At 67.8% G+C, this 16,916-nt stretch carries 24 protein-coding genes; 11 read left to right on the top strand and 13 right to left on the bottom strand.

Translation table 11 applies throughout. The features are described from left to right. The first annotated feature begins 8 nt into the window (after window positions 1–8). The gene (locus tag BST10_RS17350; RefSeq protein ID WP_083039360.1) at window positions 9–788 is read left to right on the top strand and encodes a dienelactone hydrolase family protein; all 780 of its coding nucleotides are present in this window, start codon (window positions 9–11) and stop codon (window positions 786–788) included. Here BST10_RS17350 and BST10_RS17345 read toward each other — a convergent pair. From BST10_RS17345 to BST10_RS17320, 6 genes are all read right to left on the bottom strand, one after another. After that, window positions 766–1,908 (bottom strand): AI-2E family transporter, encoded by a 1,143-nt coding sequence (locus BST10_RS17345; protein ID WP_083039359.1) that lies wholly within the window; start codon window positions 1,906–1,908, stop codon window positions 766–768. The genes BST10_RS17350 and BST10_RS17345 overlap by 23 nt on opposite strands. Next, entirely contained in the window at window positions 1,905–2,954 is a 1,050-nt protein-coding gene (locus tag BST10_RS17340) for an NAD-dependent epimerase/dehydratase family protein (protein WP_083039405.1), read from the bottom strand. Before BST10_RS17340 ends, BST10_RS17345 begins: the two co-directional genes overlap by 4 nt. 84 nt (window positions 2,955–3,038) lie before the next feature. Beyond that, entirely contained in the window at window positions 3,039–4,157 is a 1,119-nt protein-coding gene (locus tag BST10_RS17335) for a 3-beta-hydroxysteroid dehydrogenase (RefSeq protein WP_083039357.1), read from the bottom strand. Window positions 4,158–4,210: 53 nt separating this feature from the next. After that, window positions 4,211–4,453, bottom strand: a complete 243-nt coding sequence (locus tag BST10_RS17330; protein ID WP_083039403.1) for an exodeoxyribonuclease VII small subunit — start codon at window positions 4,451–4,453, stop codon at window positions 4,211–4,213. Continuing rightward, the gene (gene xseA / locus BST10_RS17325; protein WP_083039355.1) at window positions 4,443–5,690 is read right to left on the bottom strand and encodes an exodeoxyribonuclease VII large subunit; all 1,248 of its coding nucleotides are present in this window, start codon (window positions 5,688–5,690) and stop codon (window positions 4,443–4,445) included. Before xseA ends, BST10_RS17330 begins: the two co-directional genes overlap by 11 nt. Further along, window positions 5,687–6,307, bottom strand: a complete 621-nt coding sequence (locus tag BST10_RS17320) for a lipid droplet-associated protein (protein ID WP_083039401.1) — start codon at window positions 6,305–6,307, stop codon at window positions 5,687–5,689. The genes xseA and BST10_RS17320 overlap by 4 nt, the downstream gene beginning before the upstream one ends. A gap of 96 nt (window positions 6,308–6,403) precedes the next feature. Between BST10_RS17320 and BST10_RS17315 the strand changes: the two genes are divergently transcribed. Continuing rightward, window positions 6,404–7,417 (top strand): 4-hydroxy-3-methylbut-2-enyl diphosphate reductase, encoded by a 1,014-nt coding sequence (locus BST10_RS17315; protein WP_083039353.1) that lies wholly within the window; start codon window positions 6,404–6,406, stop codon window positions 7,415–7,417. Window positions 7,418–7,439: 22 nt separating this feature from the next. Here the strand turns inward: BST10_RS17315 and BST10_RS17310 are convergent, their stop codons facing one another. After that, complete coding sequence (locus BST10_RS17310) at window positions 7,440–8,537, bottom strand: DUF6542 domain-containing protein (RefSeq protein WP_083039351.1); 1,098 nt, start codon at window positions 8,535–8,537, stop codon at window positions 7,440–7,442. A gap of 64 nt (window positions 8,538–8,601) precedes the next feature. Here BST10_RS17310 and ychF point away from each other — a divergent pair, with 64 nt between their 5' ends. Both ychF and BST10_RS17300 read left to right on the top strand, forming a co-directional pair. After that, the gene (gene ychF / locus BST10_RS17305) at window positions 8,602–9,675 is read left to right on the top strand and encodes a redox-regulated ATPase YchF (RefSeq protein ID WP_083039349.1); all 1,074 of its coding nucleotides are present in this window, start codon (window positions 8,602–8,604) and stop codon (window positions 9,673–9,675) included. A 71-nt stretch (window positions 9,676–9,746) separates the two neighbouring features. Further along, window positions 9,747–10,103: a hypothetical protein gene (locus tag BST10_RS17300; protein ID WP_083039347.1), complete on the top strand. Its 357-nt coding sequence runs from the start codon at window positions 9,747–9,749 to the stop codon at window positions 10,101–10,103. A 69-nt stretch (window positions 10,104–10,172) separates the two neighbouring features. Here BST10_RS17300 and BST10_RS17295 read toward each other — a convergent pair whose 3' ends face one another. Both BST10_RS17295 and arr read right to left on the bottom strand, forming a co-directional pair. Beyond that, window positions 10,173–10,418 (bottom strand): DUF732 domain-containing protein, encoded by a 246-nt coding sequence (locus BST10_RS17295; RefSeq protein WP_083039345.1) that lies wholly within the window; start codon window positions 10,416–10,418, stop codon window positions 10,173–10,175. Window positions 10,419–10,494: 76 nt separating this feature from the next. Next, the gene (gene arr, locus BST10_RS17290; protein WP_083039342.1) at window positions 10,495–10,905 is read right to left on the bottom strand and encodes an NAD(+)--rifampin ADP-ribosyltransferase; all 411 of its coding nucleotides are present in this window, start codon (window positions 10,903–10,905) and stop codon (window positions 10,495–10,497) included. Between the two features lie 105 nt (window positions 10,906–11,010). On the opposite strand from arr, the gene BST10_RS17285 reads away from it, so the two are divergent. The 3 genes from BST10_RS17285 (at window position 11,011) to BST10_RS17275 (ending at window position 12,653) form a co-directional block, all read left to right on the top strand. Beyond that, the gene (locus BST10_RS17285; protein WP_083039340.1) at window positions 11,011–11,409 is read left to right on the top strand and encodes a VOC family protein; all 399 of its coding nucleotides are present in this window, start codon (window positions 11,011–11,013) and stop codon (window positions 11,407–11,409) included. A gap of 65 nt (window positions 11,410–11,474) precedes the next feature. Further along, window positions 11,475–12,038, top strand: a complete 564-nt coding sequence (locus BST10_RS17280; RefSeq protein ID WP_083039337.1) for a VOC family protein — start codon at window positions 11,475–11,477, stop codon at window positions 12,036–12,038. Window positions 12,039–12,140: 102 nt separating this feature from the next. Then, window positions 12,141–12,653: an OsmC family protein gene (locus BST10_RS17275; protein ID WP_083039335.1), complete on the top strand. Its 513-nt coding sequence runs from the start codon at window positions 12,141–12,143 to the stop codon at window positions 12,651–12,653. Between the two features lie 16 nt (window positions 12,654–12,669). On the opposite strand, the gene BST10_RS17270 is transcribed toward BST10_RS17275, so the two are convergent. Continuing rightward, a complete protein-coding gene (locus BST10_RS17270; protein ID WP_083039399.1) occupies window positions 12,670–13,062 on the bottom strand; it encodes a nitroreductase/quinone reductase family protein in 393 nt (130 codons plus the stop codon). A gap of 81 nt (window positions 13,063–13,143) precedes the next feature. Here BST10_RS17270 and BST10_RS17265 point away from each other — a divergent pair, with 81 nt between their 5' ends. The 3 genes from BST10_RS17265 (at window position 13,144) to BST10_RS17255 (ending at window position 14,069) form a co-directional block, all read left to right on the top strand. Then, the gene (locus BST10_RS17265; protein WP_083039332.1) at window positions 13,144–13,467 is read left to right on the top strand and encodes a putative quinol monooxygenase; all 324 of its coding nucleotides are present in this window, start codon (window positions 13,144–13,146) and stop codon (window positions 13,465–13,467) included. A 61-nt stretch (window positions 13,468–13,528) separates the two neighbouring features. Further along, entirely contained in the window at window positions 13,529–13,774 is a 246-nt protein-coding gene (locus tag BST10_RS17260; protein WP_109559565.1) for an antitoxin, read from the top strand. After that, window positions 13,761–14,069 carry a type II toxin-antitoxin system PemK/MazF family toxin gene (locus tag BST10_RS17255; RefSeq protein WP_083039329.1) on the top strand — a complete coding sequence of 103 codons (309 nt, stop codon included), beginning with the start codon at window positions 13,761–13,763 and terminating at the stop codon, window positions 14,067–14,069. Before BST10_RS17260 ends, BST10_RS17255 begins: the two co-directional genes overlap by 14 nt. On the opposite strand, the gene BST10_RS17250 is transcribed toward BST10_RS17255, so the two are convergent. Further along, the gene (locus tag BST10_RS17250; RefSeq protein ID WP_083039327.1) at window positions 14,070–14,762 is read right to left on the bottom strand and encodes a guanylate cyclase; all 693 of its coding nucleotides are present in this window, start codon (window positions 14,760–14,762) and stop codon (window positions 14,070–14,072) included. A 22-nt stretch (window positions 14,763–14,784) separates the two neighbouring features. Between BST10_RS17250 and BST10_RS22630 the strand changes: the two genes are divergently transcribed. Beyond that, window positions 14,785–14,940, top strand: coding sequence for a hypothetical protein (locus tag BST10_RS22630; RefSeq protein ID WP_109559564.1), 156 nt, complete (start codon window positions 14,785–14,787; stop codon window positions 14,938–14,940). On the opposite strand, the gene BST10_RS17245 is transcribed toward BST10_RS22630, so the two are convergent. Beyond that, window positions 14,913–15,725 carry an adenylate/guanylate cyclase domain-containing protein gene (locus BST10_RS17245; RefSeq protein ID WP_083039325.1) on the bottom strand — a complete coding sequence of 271 codons (813 nt, stop codon included), beginning with the start codon at window positions 15,723–15,725 and terminating at the stop codon, window positions 14,913–14,915. The two genes, BST10_RS22630 and BST10_RS17245, sit on opposite strands and share 28 nt — an antisense overlap. A 35-nt stretch (window positions 15,726–15,760) precedes the next feature. Next, complete coding sequence (locus tag BST10_RS17240; RefSeq protein WP_083039323.1) at window positions 15,761–16,633, bottom strand: alpha/beta fold hydrolase; 873 nt, start codon at window positions 16,631–16,633, stop codon at window positions 15,761–15,763. Window positions 16,634–16,916 lie beyond the last annotated feature (283 nt).

The raw sequence follows: 16,916 nt of genomic DNA, 5'->3' as shown, positions 1-16,916 counted from the left end.
AAGCCGACCTGACCGGCTGGACCCCGACCCCGTTCACCGGCGGCGGATTCACCCACGACGTGTACCGCAAGGGGCAGGGGCCGGGCGTGGTGCTGATTCCCGAGATCCCCGGCATCCACCCGGCGGTGCTCGGGTTGGGTAACCACCTGGTGGACAACGGGTTCACCGTGGCGATTCCCTCGCTGTTCGGCACGCCGGGCAAAGCGATCACCCCCGGCTATGCGGCGTCCACGCTGGCGCGGGTCTGCGTGACCCGGGAGTTCACCGCGTTTGCGACCAACGCGCAACGCCCGGTGACCGCGTTCCTGCGGGCGCTGGCCCGCGACCTCAACGAGCACACCCCCGGCAAGGGCGTCGGGGTGATCGGACAGTGCTTCACCGGGGGCTTCGCGTTGGCCGCCGCCGTCGACGACGCGGTGTTGGCGCCGGTGCTCAGCCAACCGTCGGTACCGTTTCCGTTGACACCCAAGCAGCGCCGTGACGCCGGACTCTCCGACGTCGAGTTGGGGGTCATCGCCGACCGCGCCGCCAATGAGGGACTGTGCGCGATCGGGTTGCGGTTCAGCGAGGACTGGATGGTGCCGCGGGACCGCTTCGGCACGCTGAAGGCCCGTCTCGGTGACGCATTCGAAGTCATCGAGATCGATTCGTCACCCGGCAACCCGGACGGTATCTCCCGGTTGGCGCACTCGGTGCTCACCGATCAGGTACGGGAGGTCGAGGGGCACCCGGCGTACGAGGCCCGCAAGCGGGTCGTCGAGTTCCTCACCGAGCGGCTGGCTCCGTAGCGGCCTTGCGTCGCAGCCGCCACTTTCGGCGGCTCTTCGGCTCCTCGTCGCCGGTCTGCATCTCCACACCGTGATACACGGCCAGATAGACGTCGATGGTGGTGACGATGATGATCATCAGCACCGGACCGATCACGATGCCCCAGAAGCCGAACATGCCGATCCCGGCGAACACGGCCAGCAGCATCAGCGCCGAATTGAGCCGGGCATCGCGCGGCACCAGGATCGGGCGCAACACATTGTCGATGTTGGTGACCACGATCAGGTGGAACGCCACCACGAACACCCCGCCGACGACGTTGCCGAACAGCGCCATGCCGATACCGAACGGCATGGTCACGATGCCCCCGCCCAGCGGAATGACCGACAACGCGGTCAGCAGGATCGCGAAGATGAAGAACGCCTGGTGGAATCCGCCGATGTAGATCGAGGCCGCCCCGGCCACCCCCTGGCAGAACGCGATCACGAACTGCCCGCCGACGGTGCCGCGCACCATCGACCCCATCTTGGCCAGGTACAGATCGGTGACCTCGGCGCCGAGCGGGTTGAGTTGGCGGATCAGGGTCTGTAGTTCCTCGCGGTGGGTCAGCAACGCCAGGAACACGTACAAGAAGATGATCGCCGCGGTGATCGCCCCGACGACGCCCCCCACGGCGCCCTGCAGGACCTGCAGCAGCAGCTCCCCGCCGCGCTGCGCCACGTTCACCATCGCCTCACGCAACGTGTCCATGGTCAGCTGGACGTGCACGAACGGAATCCGCTCCAGCAGCCCGTTGACGAACTTGAGCACCTTGTCGCCGAGCGCGTTGGGGTCGGTGGCCTGCACCCAGTCCGCGACGTCATTGGCGGTGCGGGTGATCTGCACGACGGCCAAAAAGATCGTCAGCCCGACCGGCACGATGACGGCGACCAACGCCGCCAGCAGCGTTCCGGTGGCCGCCAGCCCCGCCGGCAGTCGCCGGCACAGCACCCGGAACAGCGGAGTGAACAGGTAGGCGCCCACCGCGGCCACCACGATCAGCACGAAAAAGGTGCGCAGGAAATACGCGCCGAACGCCAGCGCGATGACGGTGAAGACCGCCAGCGCACGTCGCTGGGTGGGGCTGAAGTCGGAGTTCACGGGCGCGGGTCACCCCACTTGGCGGTGATGGCTCCCCACGGGTCGGCGAACTTCTTGCCGGAGCGGTAGTAGGGGGCCCGCCACCCCAGTACCAGCCGGGCCAGCGGGGCGACCACCCGCAGCAGGTAGCGCGCCGGGCCGGCCTGCGCCGCCGTCTCCGCCAACATCTGTGGCCACGAGTGGTGTTGGAAGCCGAGAACGTCCTGGGCGCGACTGGAATCCATCCAGTCGGTGCTGAACCAGTCGTCGTCGCTGTCGGGGTCGCCGGGCAGCCCCGCGGGCAGCCCGTTGACCAAGCCCATCGCGGCGGCCATCGCCGGTGCCACGTCGCGCTGGAGCCGGCGGTGGGTGTCGTCACCGCCGATCAGCAGGGTCTCGCCGATGACCGGTGCGGTGGTGGCTGCCACGAATGCCGCGGCGACGTCACGGACGTCGACGGTTTGCAGTCTGCCGTCGGCCGGCAGCAACTGCTCGAAGTAGAGGTTGTCGAGCTTGGCGTAGGGCCCGGGGTCGGCGGTGAGCACTCCGCCGAGCCGCAGGATCACCCAGTCCAGCTGCGAGTCGCGGACCAGCCGCTCGGCCTGCACCTTGTGGTCGCCGTAGCTGTCGGCGGGGTCGGTAGGGGTGTCGGCGGTCAGCACCCCGGAGACCGTGTGCGGGTTGCGCGAGCCGTACACCGCGATGCTGGAGGCCTGCACGAAGCGGGGCGGGTCGGGCTGGGCGGTCGCCGCGGCCAGCAGATGACCGGTGGCCTCGACGTTGACTTTGCGGGCCAGCTCGCGGCGCAGATAGATCAGCGGCGGGATCACCGCGGCCAAGTGGATGATCGCGGCGGGCTGGACGGCGCTGACCAGGTCGTCGACCGCTGCCGGGTCGGTGAGGTCGGCGTAGCGCACTTCTACCGACTTCGGCAGCTTGGCCGCTGCTTCGCGGTTGGCCGCGATATCGAGATCGGTCGCCACCACGCCGCGGCCGTCGGCAGCCAGCCGTCGTACCACCGCCGAACCGACCAGGCCGAATGCGCCGGTCACCAGCACCGTATTCACGGGCACCTCCTCAACCCACGCGATCTTTCCGTGAAAGTGCGGTCGGCGGTACCTGTTGGGAGAAACTGGCCGGTGAGCCGATGGTTACTCCGGATGCGGCTCGGCCACCACGGTCGCCAGGTGCGGATGCGCTTCGGCCTTGACCCGCTCGAAGAGTTCTTTGTAGTAGGGCAGGCAGTCGGCCATCGCCTGCTCGGTGGTGAACAGCGGCTGATAACCGAGCTCGCGGCGGGCCTTGCCGATCGAGAAGTAGTTGTTGAGGTAAAGCCGTTCCACCGCACCGGGTTCCAGCAGCGGTTGCGGAAACCCGAACCGGAAGTGCAGCCACTGCCACGCCACCATCACATCGCGCACCATCCGCCCGGAAACCCGCAATCGCGGCCAGCGCTCGCCGCACGCCTCCATGACCGGGCGGGCGAACTCGAACATGTTGATCGGTTCACCGTCGTTGACGAAGTAAGCCTGGCCGGGCGCCGTTCCACCCGGAACAAGATGTTGTGCGGCCAGAATGAAACCGTGAATCAGGTTGTGCACGTAGGAGTTGTCGAGTTTGGCGTTCTTGCTGCCGATGAGCACCTTGACGTGACCGGCCACCACGCTTTCGAACAGCTTGCGGAACATGGTCTGATCGCCGTTGCCCCAGATGCCCGACGGCCGGATCGAACACGTCAGCATGCCCTGGCCGTCCGGGCCGCCGTTCTCGCCCAGCACGAACTTCTCGGCGACCACCTTGGTCTCGGTGTAGAGGTCGTTGAACTTGGTGGTGTAGGCCATGTTCTCGTCGCCACCGGAGATGGCTTTATCGCCCATCACGACACTGTTGGACGCGGTGTAGACGAAGCGCTTCACCCCGGCCCGCTGTCCGGCCTGAACCAGATTCCTGGTGCCGTCGACGTTGACCGCGAAGCTGCGGCGCCGGATCTCGTCGGTGACCTTGGCGCCGCCCTGCAGATCGATGATCGCGGCGGTGTGGAAGACGGTGTCGATGTCGGTGACCGCCTGGGCGACGGTCTGCGGGTCGCAGATGTCGCCTTGGAGCTTCTGCAGGCCGGGGTGGTCGGGCAGCGGCGACGGCGCCCGGTCGAAGGACCGCACCTGGTAGCCCTGGTCAAGCAGCGTCTTGACGAAATTGGTCCCGACGAAACCGGAGCCCCCGGTGACCAGGACCCGGCCGAGCTCGGTCGTCAGCGATGGATCACCCATCGGGCGAGCATAACTGAACGTGTTTCAGTTCTTGTGGGCTTCCCGCGCGCAGGTCATGTCGCTTCGTCCTCGCCGTTCTCGGCGGCCAGGGCGTCCTGCACCCGGCGGCGGGCCCCGGCCAGGTGCTCTTCACACCGCTTAGCCAGCTGTTCGCCCCGTTCCCAAAGGCTCAGGGAGGCATCGAGATCTAAGCCGCCCTGCTCCAGCCGTTGCACCACCTCGATCAGCTCGTCGCGGCAATGCTCGTAGCCGAGGTCACTAACGGGCCTCGTGGCGGCGGGTTCCTCAGTTGTCATCGTGGCGCCCTTCACTGGTAGCGGCGATCGCTCCATCGGCGACCCGGATCCGCAGCCGGGTGCCGGCCGGAGCGCTTCGCACCGACCGCAACACCTGCGGCGGCCCGTCGGCGCCGCTGACGGTCTGGACGACCGCATAGCCGCGGGCCAGGGTGGCGGCCGGGCCCAGGGTAGCCAGCCGCGCCGACAGGTGCCCGACCCGCTCGGTCTGTACGGCGATCAATCGGGTGATATCGCGGCGCACCGCGGCCAGGGCGCGCCCCACCTCCTCGGCGCGCTCGGTCAGCGCCCGCAGCGGATCGGCCAGCACCGGGCGACTGCGCAACTGCGCCAGCACGCGCTCCTCGCGCACCACCCAGTTGCGCACGGCCTGTGCGCTGCGCCGGCGCAGGTCATCGACCAGTGCCTGCTCGGCGGACGCGTCCGGGACGATCATCTTCGCCGCGTCGGTGGGAGTGGCTGCCCGCAGGTCGGCGACCAGGTCACACAGCGGGTTGTCGGGCTCGTGGCCGACCGCGCTCACCACCGGGGTGCGACAGGCCGAGATCGCCCGGCACAGCGTCTCGTCGGAGAACGGCAGCAGATCCTCCACGCTGCCGCCGCCGCGGGCCAGCACGATCACGTCGACGTCCGGGTCGGCGTCCAACTCGCCTAGTGCTTCGACCATCTGGGCGACGGCGCTGGGCCCCTGCACGGCGGTGTTGCGCACCGCGAAACGCACCGCCGGCCACCGCGTGCCGGCGACCGTCAACACGTCCCGCTCGGCGGCACTGGCCCGGCCGGTGATCAGGCCGATGGTGGCCGGCAGGAACGGCAGGGGCCGTTTGAGCCGCGGGTCGAACAACCCCTCGGCGTCGAGCAGTCGACGCAGCCGTTCGATGCGGGCCAGCAGCTCGCCGATCCCGACGGCGCGAATCTCGCTGAGCCGCAAGCTGAAAGTGCCCCGTGCGGTGTAGAAATTGGGTTTCCCGCAGACCACCACCTGGGTGCCCTCGGTGAGTTTGACCGGGGCGCCGGCCACCAGCTCGGGGGTGCACGTCACCGTCAGTGACATGTCGGCGGCGGGATCGCGCAACACCATGAAGACCGTGCGGACCCCGGGGCGCAGGTTGATCTGGGTCAGCTGGCCTTCCACCCACACCGAGCCGAGCCGGTCGATCCAGCCTTTGACCCGGATCGCAACCGCGCGGACCGGAAACGGGTGCTCGGCGGAGTTGCCCGGCGCGGGGGCACTCACTTCGTGGTGGTGCGGGTGATCCTGTTGGCCAGCAGCGTCTGGAACGGTGCACGCGCCTTGGTGGCCTCCTCGTAGCCGAGCAGGGTCTCCAGCTCGTCGACGCTGAGCGAGGCCAGCCGGGCCCGCAGCTGGGCCAGGGTCAGGTTGCCGTAGTCGAGCTCGTCGACCAGGTCGGGGGTGGGCACGGCCGCGTCCGCCTTGCCCCCGGCCGGTGTGACGTCCGTCTCGCCGCGAGAGGCGGACCGGTCATCGCCGCCCTCGCTGAACGAGTACAGCGCGAAGCGCCCCTCGGTACGCGGGCCGGAATCGGCGTCATCGAAACCATCGAAAGCCGCCGTGTCGGCGAAGTCTGCGCCGTTGACGCCGTCGTCGGTGTCTTCGTCGAAGGTGGCCCACTCCGGCTGCTCGTCCTTCGGCGGGAACAATGATTCGAGGGTGGAGTCGCCCTTGTTGACCAGCTCAGCGATGTTCTGCTGCCAGCGCATCACGGCGTGCGCGGCCTGGCTGGCCAGTGTCATCGGGTAGGTCAGGATGGTTTGCGGCAGCTTCATCGTCTCCTCGACGGCGACAGTTGCCGCGCCGACCAGAAGCCGGACGCCAAAGGGTGCAGTAGCCATGGCCACCAGCCTGCCTTACCTGCCGTTCATCGCCAAGTACCGAGGGGGCGTGCGTGAGCTGGCGGTCGCGCGACGCCAGACCGTACCCTGGTTGCCATGTCCCCCTCCCTCGATTTGGAGACCGCTAACAGTCCAGGCAGTTCCGCCGCGTCGCTGGGCGCCGCCCCGGCCGGTAAGCGGGTGCTGCTGGCCGAGCCCCGCGGCTACTGCGCGGGCGTCGACCGGGCCGTCGAGACGGTGGAGCGGGCGCTGGAGAAGCACGGTGCACCGGTGTATGTCCGCCACGAGATCGTGCACAACAAGCACGTGGTGGACACGCTGACCAACAAGGGTGTGGTCTTCGTCCACGAGGCCGACGAGGTGCCCGAAGGCGCGATGGTGGTGTTCTCCGCGCACGGCGTCGCACCCGGCGTGCACGACTTGGCGGCCGACCGCGGCCTGCGCGTCATCGACGCGACCTGCCCGCTGGTGAACAAGGTGCACAACGAGGCCAAACGGTTCGCCCGGGACGGCTACGACATCCTGCTGATCGGCCACGCCGGCCACGAAGAGGTCGTCGGGATCATCGGTGAGGCCCCCGACGATGTCCAGCTGGTCGACGGTCAGGACGCGGTGGCCTCGGTGCAGGTGCGCGACGAGAACAAGGTGGTGTGGCTGTCACAGACCACGTTGAGCGTCGACGAGACGATGCAGACCGTGGTCAAGCTGCGCGAGCGGTTCCCGAAGCTGCAGGACCCGCCCAGCGACGACATCTGTTATGCCACCCAGAACCGGCAGACCGCGGTCAAGGCGATGGCCCCGGAGTGCGAGCTGGTGATCGTCGTCGGATCGCGCAACTCGTCGAACTCCAACCGGCTGGTCGAGGTGGCGCTGGGCGCCGGCGCCGACGCCGCCCATCTGGTCGACTACGCCGACGACATCGACCCGTCGTGGCTGGACGGGGTGGAGAGCGTCGGGGTCACCTCCGGGGCTTCGGTGCCCGAGATTCTGGTCCGCGGCGTGCTGGAGCGGTTGGCCGGGCACGGCTACGAGACCGTGTATCCGGTGACGACCGCCAACGAGACACTGGTGTTCGCGCTGCCCCGGGAGATCCGGCCCGACCGACGCTAGCGCGCCATCAGCTGGGAGCCGCTCAGATGTCGTACTCCCAGGAGTCGAATTCTCCGGTGCGCGGCTGACGGGATCGGGTACGGGGCTCCCGGCCACTGTCGTCGCCGCCGCCGGTGCGGTAGCGCACCCGGGAGACCGGGTGGTGGGTGCTGTCGGCGCCGTTGCCGCGACCGGTCGGCGGTGGCTGGCGCCGACGGGGTAGCGACTCGGGTGCCTCGGCGGGCCGATAGCCGCGCGCCCGGGGATCCCGGTCGGCCCTCGATCGCGGCTCAGGGCGTCGCCGCGGCGGCGCGTCCTGCCAGTCAGGGGCCGGCCGCCGCCGCGGCAGCGGCTCATCAGGTGCCGGTCGCCGCCGGCGCGGGCGTTCGGTCGCCGGCACGTCGTCCATCGGTGGCCGCACGTGGCGGGAGCGCGACGGGACAGCTCCGTTCGCCCCACGACGACGCTCGCCGGAGCGGGCGGCCGGACGGCCCGCTGCGGTCTTTCGAGCGGCGCGCCGAGCTTCCGGGGTGGCCCGCCGCGGACGGTCGCCGGGGCGCCGCTCGCGCGGGCCGCGGGCCGCCGGCGGCTCGATGGCGTGGGCGGCGTCGCGGCTGAGAGCCGCAGTGAGCAAGGCGCTCAGCTTCTCGACGAGCGCGGGTCGTCGGCGTGGGGCGCCATCGTCGGATGCGGGTGTCGTCGCGCCGCTCAGCATGCCCAGGTACCAGCGGACCATTCCGAGCAACAGCACGGCAGCGGCGGTGAACAGCATCAACGGGAATCGCTCGATCAGCGGGTATCCGCAGTTGATGAGGATGGCCTTCACGCCCGGGAATCCGCCGCCGCGGAACAGCCAGTACGCGGCCGGCACGGTGCCGAACAGGATCAACGGGGGTTGGACGACGGCCGTGAACACCGCCGATTGCCGCACGGTGAGCACCGCGGCGATACAGCCCATGGCATACAGTGCGGAGAAGACGATGCTCAGTTCCTTGTCGCCGGAGCCGGCGTCGAACGCCACCCCGACCGCGGTTGCGACCACCGCCACCGCCACCGCGCCCCACCACGGAAAACCGGCGGCATTGGGCAGGATCGAACGGTGGTCGGCCGCTACTGCCGACGTCTGCCGCTGCGCTGCCACACACTGACGGTACCGGCTGGCGTCAGCGGCTGTGCATCGTGGCACGCTCTACACTTGGCTCCCTGTGAGCTTGAGCCTGGGAATCGTGGGGTTGCCCAACGTCGGGAAGTCGACCCTGTTCAATGCGTTGACCCGCAATGACGTGCTGGCCGCCAACTACCCGTTCGCCACGATCGAACCGAACGAGGGCGTGGTGCCGCTGCCGGACCCGCGGCTGGCCAAGCTGGCGGAGATCTTCGGCTCCGAGCGGATCCTGCCCGCGCCGGTGACCTTCGTCGACATCGCCGGCATCGTCAAGGGCGCCTCGGAAGGGGCCGGACTGGGCAATAAGTTTTTGGCCAACATCCGCGAGTGTGACGCGATCTGCCAGGTGGTGCGGGTGTTCTCCGACGACGACGTGGTGCACGTCGACGGCAAGGTCGATCCGGAGGCTGACATCGAGGTGATCGCCACCGAGCTGATGCTGGCCGACATGCAGACCCTGGAGAAGGCGGTGCCGCGCCTGGAGAAGGAGGCACGCAACAACAAGGACCGCAAGCCGATGCTGGAGGCGGCGGTGGCCGCGCAGCAGATCCTCGACAGCGGCAAGACGCTGTTCTCGGCCGGGGTGGACCCCGCGCCGCTGCGTGAGCTGAACCTGCTGACCACCAAGCCGTTCCTGTATGTGTTCAACGCCGACGAGTCGGTGCTCACCGACTCCGCGCGGGTGGCCGCGTTGCGCGAGCTGGTGGCGCCGGCCGACGCGGTGTTCCTCGACGCCATGATCGAAGCCGAGCTGGCCGAGCTGGACGACGAGTCGGCGATGGAGCTGCTGGAATCGATCGGGCAGACCGAACGCGGCCTGGATGCGCTGGCTCGGGCGGGTTTTCACACCCTGAAGTTGCAGACTTACCTGACCGCCGGCCCGAAGGAGGCCCGGGCCTGGACCATCCATCAGGGCGACACCGCGCCGAAGGCGGCCGGGGTGATCCACACCGACTTCGAGAAGGGCTTCATCAAGGCCGAGGTGGTGTCCTACGACGACCTGATCGAGGCCGGTTCGATGGCCGCCGCCAAGGCCGCCGGCAAGGTCCGCATGGAGGGCAAGGACTACGTGATGGCCGACGGCGACGTGGTGGAGTTCCGGTTCAACGTGTGACGGTTGGACAGCCAACGAAGTAGGTGGCCTTGCCATCGGCTTCGAATTCGTGGCCGGTATGGGCCTCGTCTGTGACCGAAGCGCTACTGCCGCAATGGACGCTCGTCGTCATGGCGGTGGTCGAAGTGATCTATGTGGTGGCGGCGTCACTATGGATTTTGGTGGTGCTGACGGCCTTGGGAATCGGCTGCTACCTCATGGTGAAGTTCCGCAAGAGCCGACGCCGGATGAACCGGCTATTCGGCCTCGTGCGGGTGCCCGTCCAGTTTGGGGCGCACGCTGTCGTGTTGCTACGTCGGTACGAGAACGTGGGCAGGTCTTATGGTGCTACGGCACGCGACACAGTCGGGCCGCGACTGCAGATGCTGATCAGTGAGTCGCGTTCAGATCGTCGGGCGGCACTCTGCCCGGGGAGTCGACGACGGTAGGCAGCGTGGTGGGCCGTCAGGATTGCGGTCCCGGTTTGGTCTGCTGGGACTACCTCGGCCGTTCAGGCATCAGAACCGCCACAGGAACTGGGGGCATTGTCCGGCGACGACGGAACGGATGTACACCCGTGCGTCGGCGTCGGTGGCGTCCGGGCCGAGTACCTGCCGCACGGTCACTGAGTTTTCCAGTCCATCGGGCGTGTTCCCGGCGGCGAGTAGTCGGCAGATCGCGTTGCCGGCCGGATCTGCGTGTGCGGTCGGGACAACGATGAACGCGAGGGCCGCGAGCACGGCGAGGATGATGCGTCGCTTCATGCGCGAACCGTACTCCCGTCGGCCGACAGCTCAGGGCCACCGCCCTGACCCTTGACGGGGGCAGCAGAGAACCCGTTCAGTTGATGATCTCGTCGCGCCCGTCCGCCCGGAGCGAGGCCAAGCGGTCGTGCCATTCTTGGAATGCCTCGGGAGAAAGTCGCGTCCAGTCGTCGACTTCTTCGACGATCCGGAGCGGGTCCCTGCTGCGGTAGGAGCGGGTCGGATTGCCCGGAAACTTCTTATCGGTGACGTTCGGATCGTTCTCGAACGCACCGGTCGGTTCGACGAGATACACCCGCGGCGTGCCGGCGCCGGCCGCGAGCTCGGCCGCCAACCCGGCACCGTCGCGCAGGGCGGTGAAATAGATGTGATTCATGATGGTTTCCGGCCGGTAGTTGGACCGGAAGCCCGCGGTGAGTAGCTCTCCAACAGTCAATTCGGCTTTAGTGCCGTGGAAGAACGGACCTTCGTCCAGCACGTCGTTCATCGGCCATAGGTTATCTGTGCCCTCGCTGCGGCGTGATGTCGTTGTCGGAGGTCACCGCTAGCGTGCCTGGTGCAAACCGCACCTGCAAAAGCCCGGGAGGCCTGTATGAAGTTCATCTCGACCCGGATCATCACGGCCGACGTCAAGCGACTCGTCGGCTTTTACGAGATGGTCACCGGCGTCGCCGCGGTCTGGGGAAACGAGCTTTTCGCCGAGATCCCCACGCCCATCGGGGCGCTGGCCATCGGCAGCGACAAGACGGTACCGCTGTTCGGAGAAGGATCCGCCAAGCCGGCAGCCAACCGCAGTGCGATCCTGGAGTTCATCGTCGATGATGTGGACGCTGAATACGAGCGGCTCCGCGGCCATGTGACCGAGGTCGTGACCGAGCCGACGACCATGCCGTGGGGCAACCGTGCCCTGTTGTTCCGTGATCCGGACGGCAACCTCGTCAACCTCTTTACCCCCGTCACAGAACAGGCTCGCGCCAAATTCGGCGTGTGACGGAGGCTTCACGTCGTCCGTCATCTGTACTACTTTACGTAGTAAGGCGGCCTTGAGGGGTTCAGATGCGGTGGCGAGGTGTTAGTCACGTCGAGTTCGCGGTGTTGGACTATGACGACTCCATCGCGTTCTACGACGCGCTGTTCGGCTGGCTCGGATACAGCAGCTTCTCGTCGCTGAACATGGAATACCAGTCGGTGTATTACATGACGCGTCAGGTCAGCCCGCACAGTTACATCGGCATCCAGCCGGCCGAGACCGGCGGAAGGCTGACGCACCGCGACCAAGAGGTCGGGATCAACCACATTGCGTTGTGGGCGCGGAGCAGGAAAGAGGTCGATCGCTTTCATCGTGACTTCTTGATCGCGCGGGATATCCCGGTCACCGACGAACCAAAGGATTATCCGCAGTACTGGCCCGGTTACTACGCCGTGTTTTTCGACGATCCGATCAACGGGATTCATTGGGAGCTGGCGTGGATGCCGACAATCCCTACCCCCCGCCAGGTCTGGTCGTTCTGCCGCGCGGTTCGTGGCTTCGCGAAATCGCGGTCGGATCTGGCGAACACAGTGCCCGGCATCGTCCTACAGGCGAAGCGAACTCTGCCGCGCGGACAGCTCAGGAGATGACCTGGTGAAGTCCGTTCAAGGTGCCACGCCGTCGTCGGTCACCCGGTGAGCGGGACGATCGCGTTGCCGGCGATATCGGGTCGGCCACTACCCTTGACCGCCATGACCTCCTCGACAACCCGACTGGCCGCCGTCGTGGCCGCCACCAGCGACCCGGCCGCCGCCGACCCGGCCGGCTCCCAGGTCGTCTTCCGGGCCTCCGCCGTCGCCCACGACGCGGTGGCCAGCACGGTCACCATGGGCCGCTACAGCGTCGAAGTCGACGAGCCCCCGACGCTCGGCGGCGAGAACACCGCCGCCAACCCGGTCGAGTACTACCTGGGATCGCTGCTGTCCTGCCAGATCGTCACCTGGCGGTACTGGGCCGAGAAGCTGGGCATCACGGTCGACGAGATCACCGGGCGTGCCGAGGGGGATCTGGACGTGCGCGGCTTCTTCGGCCTGGACGACTCGGTCCGCCCCGGCTTTTCCGAGGTACGGGTGGTGATGACGGTGACCGGCCCGGAGACCGCAGAACGCTATGCTGAACTACATCAGATCGTCGAAAAGCACTGCCCGGTACTGGATTTGACGACCAACGTCACACCGGTGCGCAGTAGCTTGGAGATCGGGTAGCCCGGATCCGCCGGGCTCAGGCCAGGTCGATCCGCACGGTCAACAGGTCGGTGCCGAATGCCCGGACCAGGGTGCTGTTGAAGCGCGGCAATGTCGCGAGCCGCGCCCGCGCGTCGTCGTCCGGCAGCAGGTGTGCGGTTCCGCTGTGCCAGCGGCCGCGGATGCGAACCCGAACCGCGTTGTCGGCCTTGATGTTACGGATATAGTTCGCCGTCTGGCCGTGCTCGGAGACCAGCCAGAACTGCGCACCGTCGCGTCGGCCGCCGATCGGGGTGCGACGGCGCTGCCCGCTGACCCGGCCGGTGGTCTCCAACAGCACCTGGGTCGGCAGCCGCCGGGTGATCGGGTTGGCAACATGCCGCTGGAAGAAATCGATCACGTTTCGCTTGCGCAGTGGTGCCTTGGACATGTACACCGATTCTGGTCGACCTCGGGCACGCTGTCAGCCGATCAGTCACAGCGGCAGGCGCACAACCAACAAGGAGCAGCGGTGATCTTCATCGTGGTCAAGTTCCACACCAAACCGGAGTGGGCGGAGCGCTGGCCGCAGCTGGTCGCGGAGTTCACTGAGGCCACCCGGGCCGAACCGGGCAACCTGTGGTTCGACTGGTCGCGCAGCCTGGACAACGCCTGCGAATACGTCCTGGTGGAAGCGTTTCAGGACGGCGCGGCCGGCAGTGCGCATGTCAACAGTGACCACTTCAAACGGGCCATGGCGCAGCTGCCGCAGGCGTTGGCGTCGACACCGAAGATCATCAGCCAGCCGATCGAGGCGACCGATTGGTCGCCGATGGGGGAGCTGACGGTCGACTGACCGGGCGAGTCGCGGGTGAAGTGACGGCGACCGTAATACGATTTAACATCGTTGTATGACGATGATCAGTTTCCGGGCGGACGACGCCGACCTGGCCGAGGCCGAGCAGTGGGCCCGGCGACTGGACATCGACCGCTCTGAACTGCTCCGCAACGCACTGCGACGCCACCTGGCTGCGCTCGCCGCCGATCACGACGCGCAGGCATATACCGAGCAGCCCATCACCGACGAGGAGACGGCCTTCGCAGGGGTTGCCGATTGGGGGCCGGCGGAGGGTTGGGCGGACTGGGCCGATGAGAAACGGTGAGCTGTGGTTCGCGGCGACGCCCGGCGGTGACCGGCCGGTGCTCGTGCTCACCAGGGATCCGGTCGCGGAGCGGATCGGCTCGGTAGTGGTTGCGGCACTGACCCGCACTCGGCGCGGCCTGGTGTCGGAGGTGGAATTGACCACCGCGGACGACGGCGTGCCCAGCGACTGCGTCGTCAACTTCGACAACATTCATACGTTGCCGCGCAGCGCGTTTCGCCGCAGAATCATCCGCTTGTCCGCGTCGCGTATGCAACAGGTCTGTCGCACGCTGCGGGCGAGCACCGGGTGCTGATCAGAGCGTCACCGCGATCTCCCGGCCCAGCTGATATCCAGGGGTCAACGGCAGGATGTCGCCGCTCCAGAACGACCCGGGGTCGAACCAGTTCGCATTCTTGTCGGTCGACAGCAGGCCCATCTCCTCATAGGTGACGGCCACCGTCTCGGCGCAGTAGGCGGTTTGCAGCGCGACTTTGCCGTGGCGCGCCTTGCGACGCTCGGTGACCTCACGGACCTTGCGGTCCAGGATCGGGATGCCGCGAGTCCAGTCGCCGGCGGTCGGGAGTCGGCCCCGCAGCCACCGGCCGGTCAGCCGGGCCGTGGTGGGAAACGCGGTGCCGGCCATCCGGGCGACCGCTTGTAGCAGCCGGTCCTCCTGTTCGCGGGTGACGGTCCCGCTGAGCTGACGGAACCAGCAACGCTGCTCATAGCGGCCCATCCACTGTTCGACGGCGGCCCGGGTGTCGTTGAGCTGCACACCGCGGTGGTTCGTGCCGGTCCAGAAGTCGAGCAGCTTGTCGCCGAGCTCGGCATGCCAGATCAGCGGGGGCAGGTCGTCGAGGGCCACCGTCATCCCGACGTGGTTCACCGGGGCGTTGGACAGGGTCTGGATGGCGCGGTCCGGGCCGGAGCGGCCCCGGAACAGCCAGATGTCGCCGGTGCGGGTTTCGGCCAGCGCGCGCTCCAACGTCACGGTGTGTTCGTCCACGACAGCACCATAAGGTGTGATGGTGCGCAGCATCTGGAAATGGATCGGCCTGGCGGGCGTGGTCGGGGTGGCCGCCGGGGGAGTGCTGGTGGCGCGGGATCAGCGCCGGCGACGGGCCTACACGCCCGACGAGGTTCGCGCCCGGCTGCATCAGCGGCTGGCCGAAGCCGGCGGGTAGCCGGTATCCACCGCGTAGAGGCGGTGAGTGCCGGCGAAGCCCTTCAGTTCGACGTCGCGGCCGGCGCCGACGGTGATGTCGTCGCAGTCCGTGACCGCGTCACGCACCGGTCCGCTGATCAGGATCTCGGCTCCCTCGGCGGCGGCGGCCACCCGCGCGGCCATCGCGACGTTGCGTCCGAACAGGTCGTCGCCGCGGCGCACCGAGCGGCCCAGGTGAACGCCGATCCGGACCCGGATCGGGTGCTGCGGTTTGCGGCCGCGCCGCCCCAGCGCGCGTTGGATGTCGATGGCGCAACGCACCGCCTGCTCGGGTCGGGCGAACGCGATCATGTAGCCGTCACCCTGGCTCTTGACCACATGCCCGGCGTGCTCGCGTACCGTGCGCTGCACCATCTCGTCATGCCGGGCGATCAGCTTCACCCAGGCGCGGTCGCCGATCCGCTCGTTGAGCGCGGTGGATTCCTCGATGTCGGTGAACAGGACCACCACATGCCCGTCCGGAGTGAGGCGGGCCAGGTCGGGTCGCTCCACCTCGGCCCAGTCGGCGAGGTCTTCGATCGAACTGCGCATGGCCGCCCCGAAGCCCTGCTTGCGCACCAGGTTTGCGGTCTGCCATACGGTTTTGACGGCCTCTCGACCGCCGGTCAGCAGCAGGTTGCGGGTGTCGACCCGTTGCCGCAGTGCCTCGGCCTCGGCCTGGGTCCGGCGCAGCCGTGCGGTCAGCACCGCCAGCGCGAGCGCTTCGGCGACCACCACCGCCGCCAGCAGGTAGGCCGCGATCATCGGCGGTGCGAGCCACCCGGTGAAGGCTGGGACGCTCAAGGTCCGGACACGAACTCGACGACGGCCGCGCTGAAGGCATCGTTGTCGTCACCGGCCGCGGTGTGCCCGGCCTCGGACAGTTCGACCAAGCGCGCACCGGGAACCTTGGCCAGGAAATCCGCAACACCCTCGGCGCTGACCACGTCGGACAGTTTTCCGCGGATCAGCAGGATCGGGATCTGCAGGCCGATGGCGGCCCGCTCCATCTTCTCGGTGCGCAGACCGGGATCATCGCCGGGTTTGGTCATCATCGCCGGATCCCAGTGCCAATACCACCGGCCGTCGCGTAGCCGCAGGTTCTTCTTCAACCCTTCGGGGCTGCGGGGTTTCTTCCGGTGCGGCAGGTAGGCGGCCACCGCATCGGCGGCCTGCTCCAGCGAGTCGAAGCCTTCCACGCCGGAGAACATGAAGTCGCGGATCCGCGCGCTGCCCTCCTTCTCGTAGCGCGGCACCACATCGACCAGCACCAGTTTGGTCACCCGCTGCGGCCCCGCCTGATCGGCGACCAGGATCCCGGTCAGCCCGCCCATGCTCGCCCCGATCAGCACCACCGGCCGGGCGATCGTGTCGATCACCGCGACGGCGTCGGCGGAAAGCGTCTCGATGGCGTAGTCGGCGTTCGGTGCGCGGTCGCTGTCGCCGTGGCCCCGGGTGTCGAGCGCGACGACGTGATAGCCCCGGTCGGCCAGGACTTGGCCGGTCTTGTGCCACGAGAACCGATTCTGGCCGCCCCCGTGCAGCAGCACGATTGACGGACGTCCGTCGGCGGCATCTGCAGCCGAGTGCCGGTTCCATTCGTCGGCGACCAGTGTGACTCCGTTGACACCGTCGAATTCGACGGTCTTGGCTGTGCTGTTAACGCTGCTCACGGGCGTCCTCTCAGTGTGGCTCCAGCCTGACGTTACCCAGCGCGATTGGCGTCGTCGCCGAGCAGGGCGCCGGCGCGGCACGCTCTAGCAAGCAAGGGTGACGGCAAAATCCTCACTTGTCAGCACGCTGGGGCTGTCGGTCCTGAAGCCGCCGGCTTTACCACTGAATCATGTAGGTCCGACTTTGATTGTGACTTCAGCGTTGCCTTGCAGGACGTTCAACTAGCTGCCCGTGAATCCGCCGAAGTTGTCGATGCTGACCGACGTGACGCTGAGTGTCTCG

The organism is Mycolicibacter algericus DSM 45454, from assembly GCF_002086455.1.
In the GTDB taxonomy this organism is placed as follows: domain Bacteria; phylum Actinomycetota; class Actinomycetes; order Mycobacteriales; family Mycobacteriaceae; genus Mycobacterium; species Mycobacterium algericum.
The sequence above is the reverse complement of the archived record's forward strand: the minus strand, read 5'-3'. Positions and strand labels throughout refer to the sequence as shown.

Excerpts from the sequence above, each read along its gene's own strand:
- BST10_RS17335 (WP_083039357.1), bottom strand. The coding sequence starts at position 4,157 with ATGGGTGATCCATCGCTGACGACCGAGCTCGGCCGGGTCCTGGTCACC.
- BST10_RS17330 (WP_083039403.1), bottom strand. The coding sequence starts at position 4,453 with ATGACAACTGAGGAACCCGCCGCCACGAGGCCCGTTAGTGACCTCGGC.
- BST10_RS17320 (WP_083039401.1), bottom strand. The coding sequence starts at position 6,307 with ATGGCTACTGCACCCTTTGGCGTCCGGCTTCTGGTCGGCGCGGCAACT.
- BST10_RS17315 (WP_083039353.1), top strand. The coding sequence starts at position 6,404 with ATGTCCCCCTCCCTCGATTTGGAGACCGCTAACAGTCCAGGCAGTTCC.
- BST10_RS17295 (WP_083039345.1), bottom strand. The coding sequence starts at position 10,418 with ATGAAGCGACGCATCATCCTCGCCGTGCTCGCGGCCCTCGCGTTCATC.
- arr (WP_083039342.1), bottom strand. The coding sequence starts at position 10,905 with ATGAACGACGTGCTGGACGAAGGTCCGTTCTTCCACGGCACTAAAGCC.
- BST10_RS17285 (WP_083039340.1), top strand. The coding sequence starts at position 11,011 with ATGAAGTTCATCTCGACCCGGATCATCACGGCCGACGTCAAGCGACTC.
- BST10_RS17280 (WP_083039337.1), top strand. The coding sequence starts at position 11,475 with ATGCGGTGGCGAGGTGTTAGTCACGTCGAGTTCGCGGTGTTGGACTAT.
- BST10_RS17275 (WP_083039335.1), top strand. The coding sequence starts at position 12,141 with ATGACCTCCTCGACAACCCGACTGGCCGCCGTCGTGGCCGCCACCAGC.
- BST10_RS17270 (WP_083039399.1), bottom strand. The coding sequence starts at position 13,062 with ATGTCCAAGGCACCACTGCGCAAGCGAAACGTGATCGATTTCTTCCAG.
- BST10_RS17260 (WP_109559565.1), top strand. The coding sequence starts at position 13,529 with ATGATCAGTTTCCGGGCGGACGACGCCGACCTGGCCGAGGCCGAGCAG.
- BST10_RS17255 (WP_083039329.1), top strand. The coding sequence starts at position 13,761 with ATGAGAAACGGTGAGCTGTGGTTCGCGGCGACGCCCGGCGGTGACCGG.
- BST10_RS17245 (WP_083039325.1), bottom strand. The coding sequence starts at position 15,725 with ATGATCGCGGCCTACCTGCTGGCGGCGGTGGTGGTCGCCGAAGCGCTC.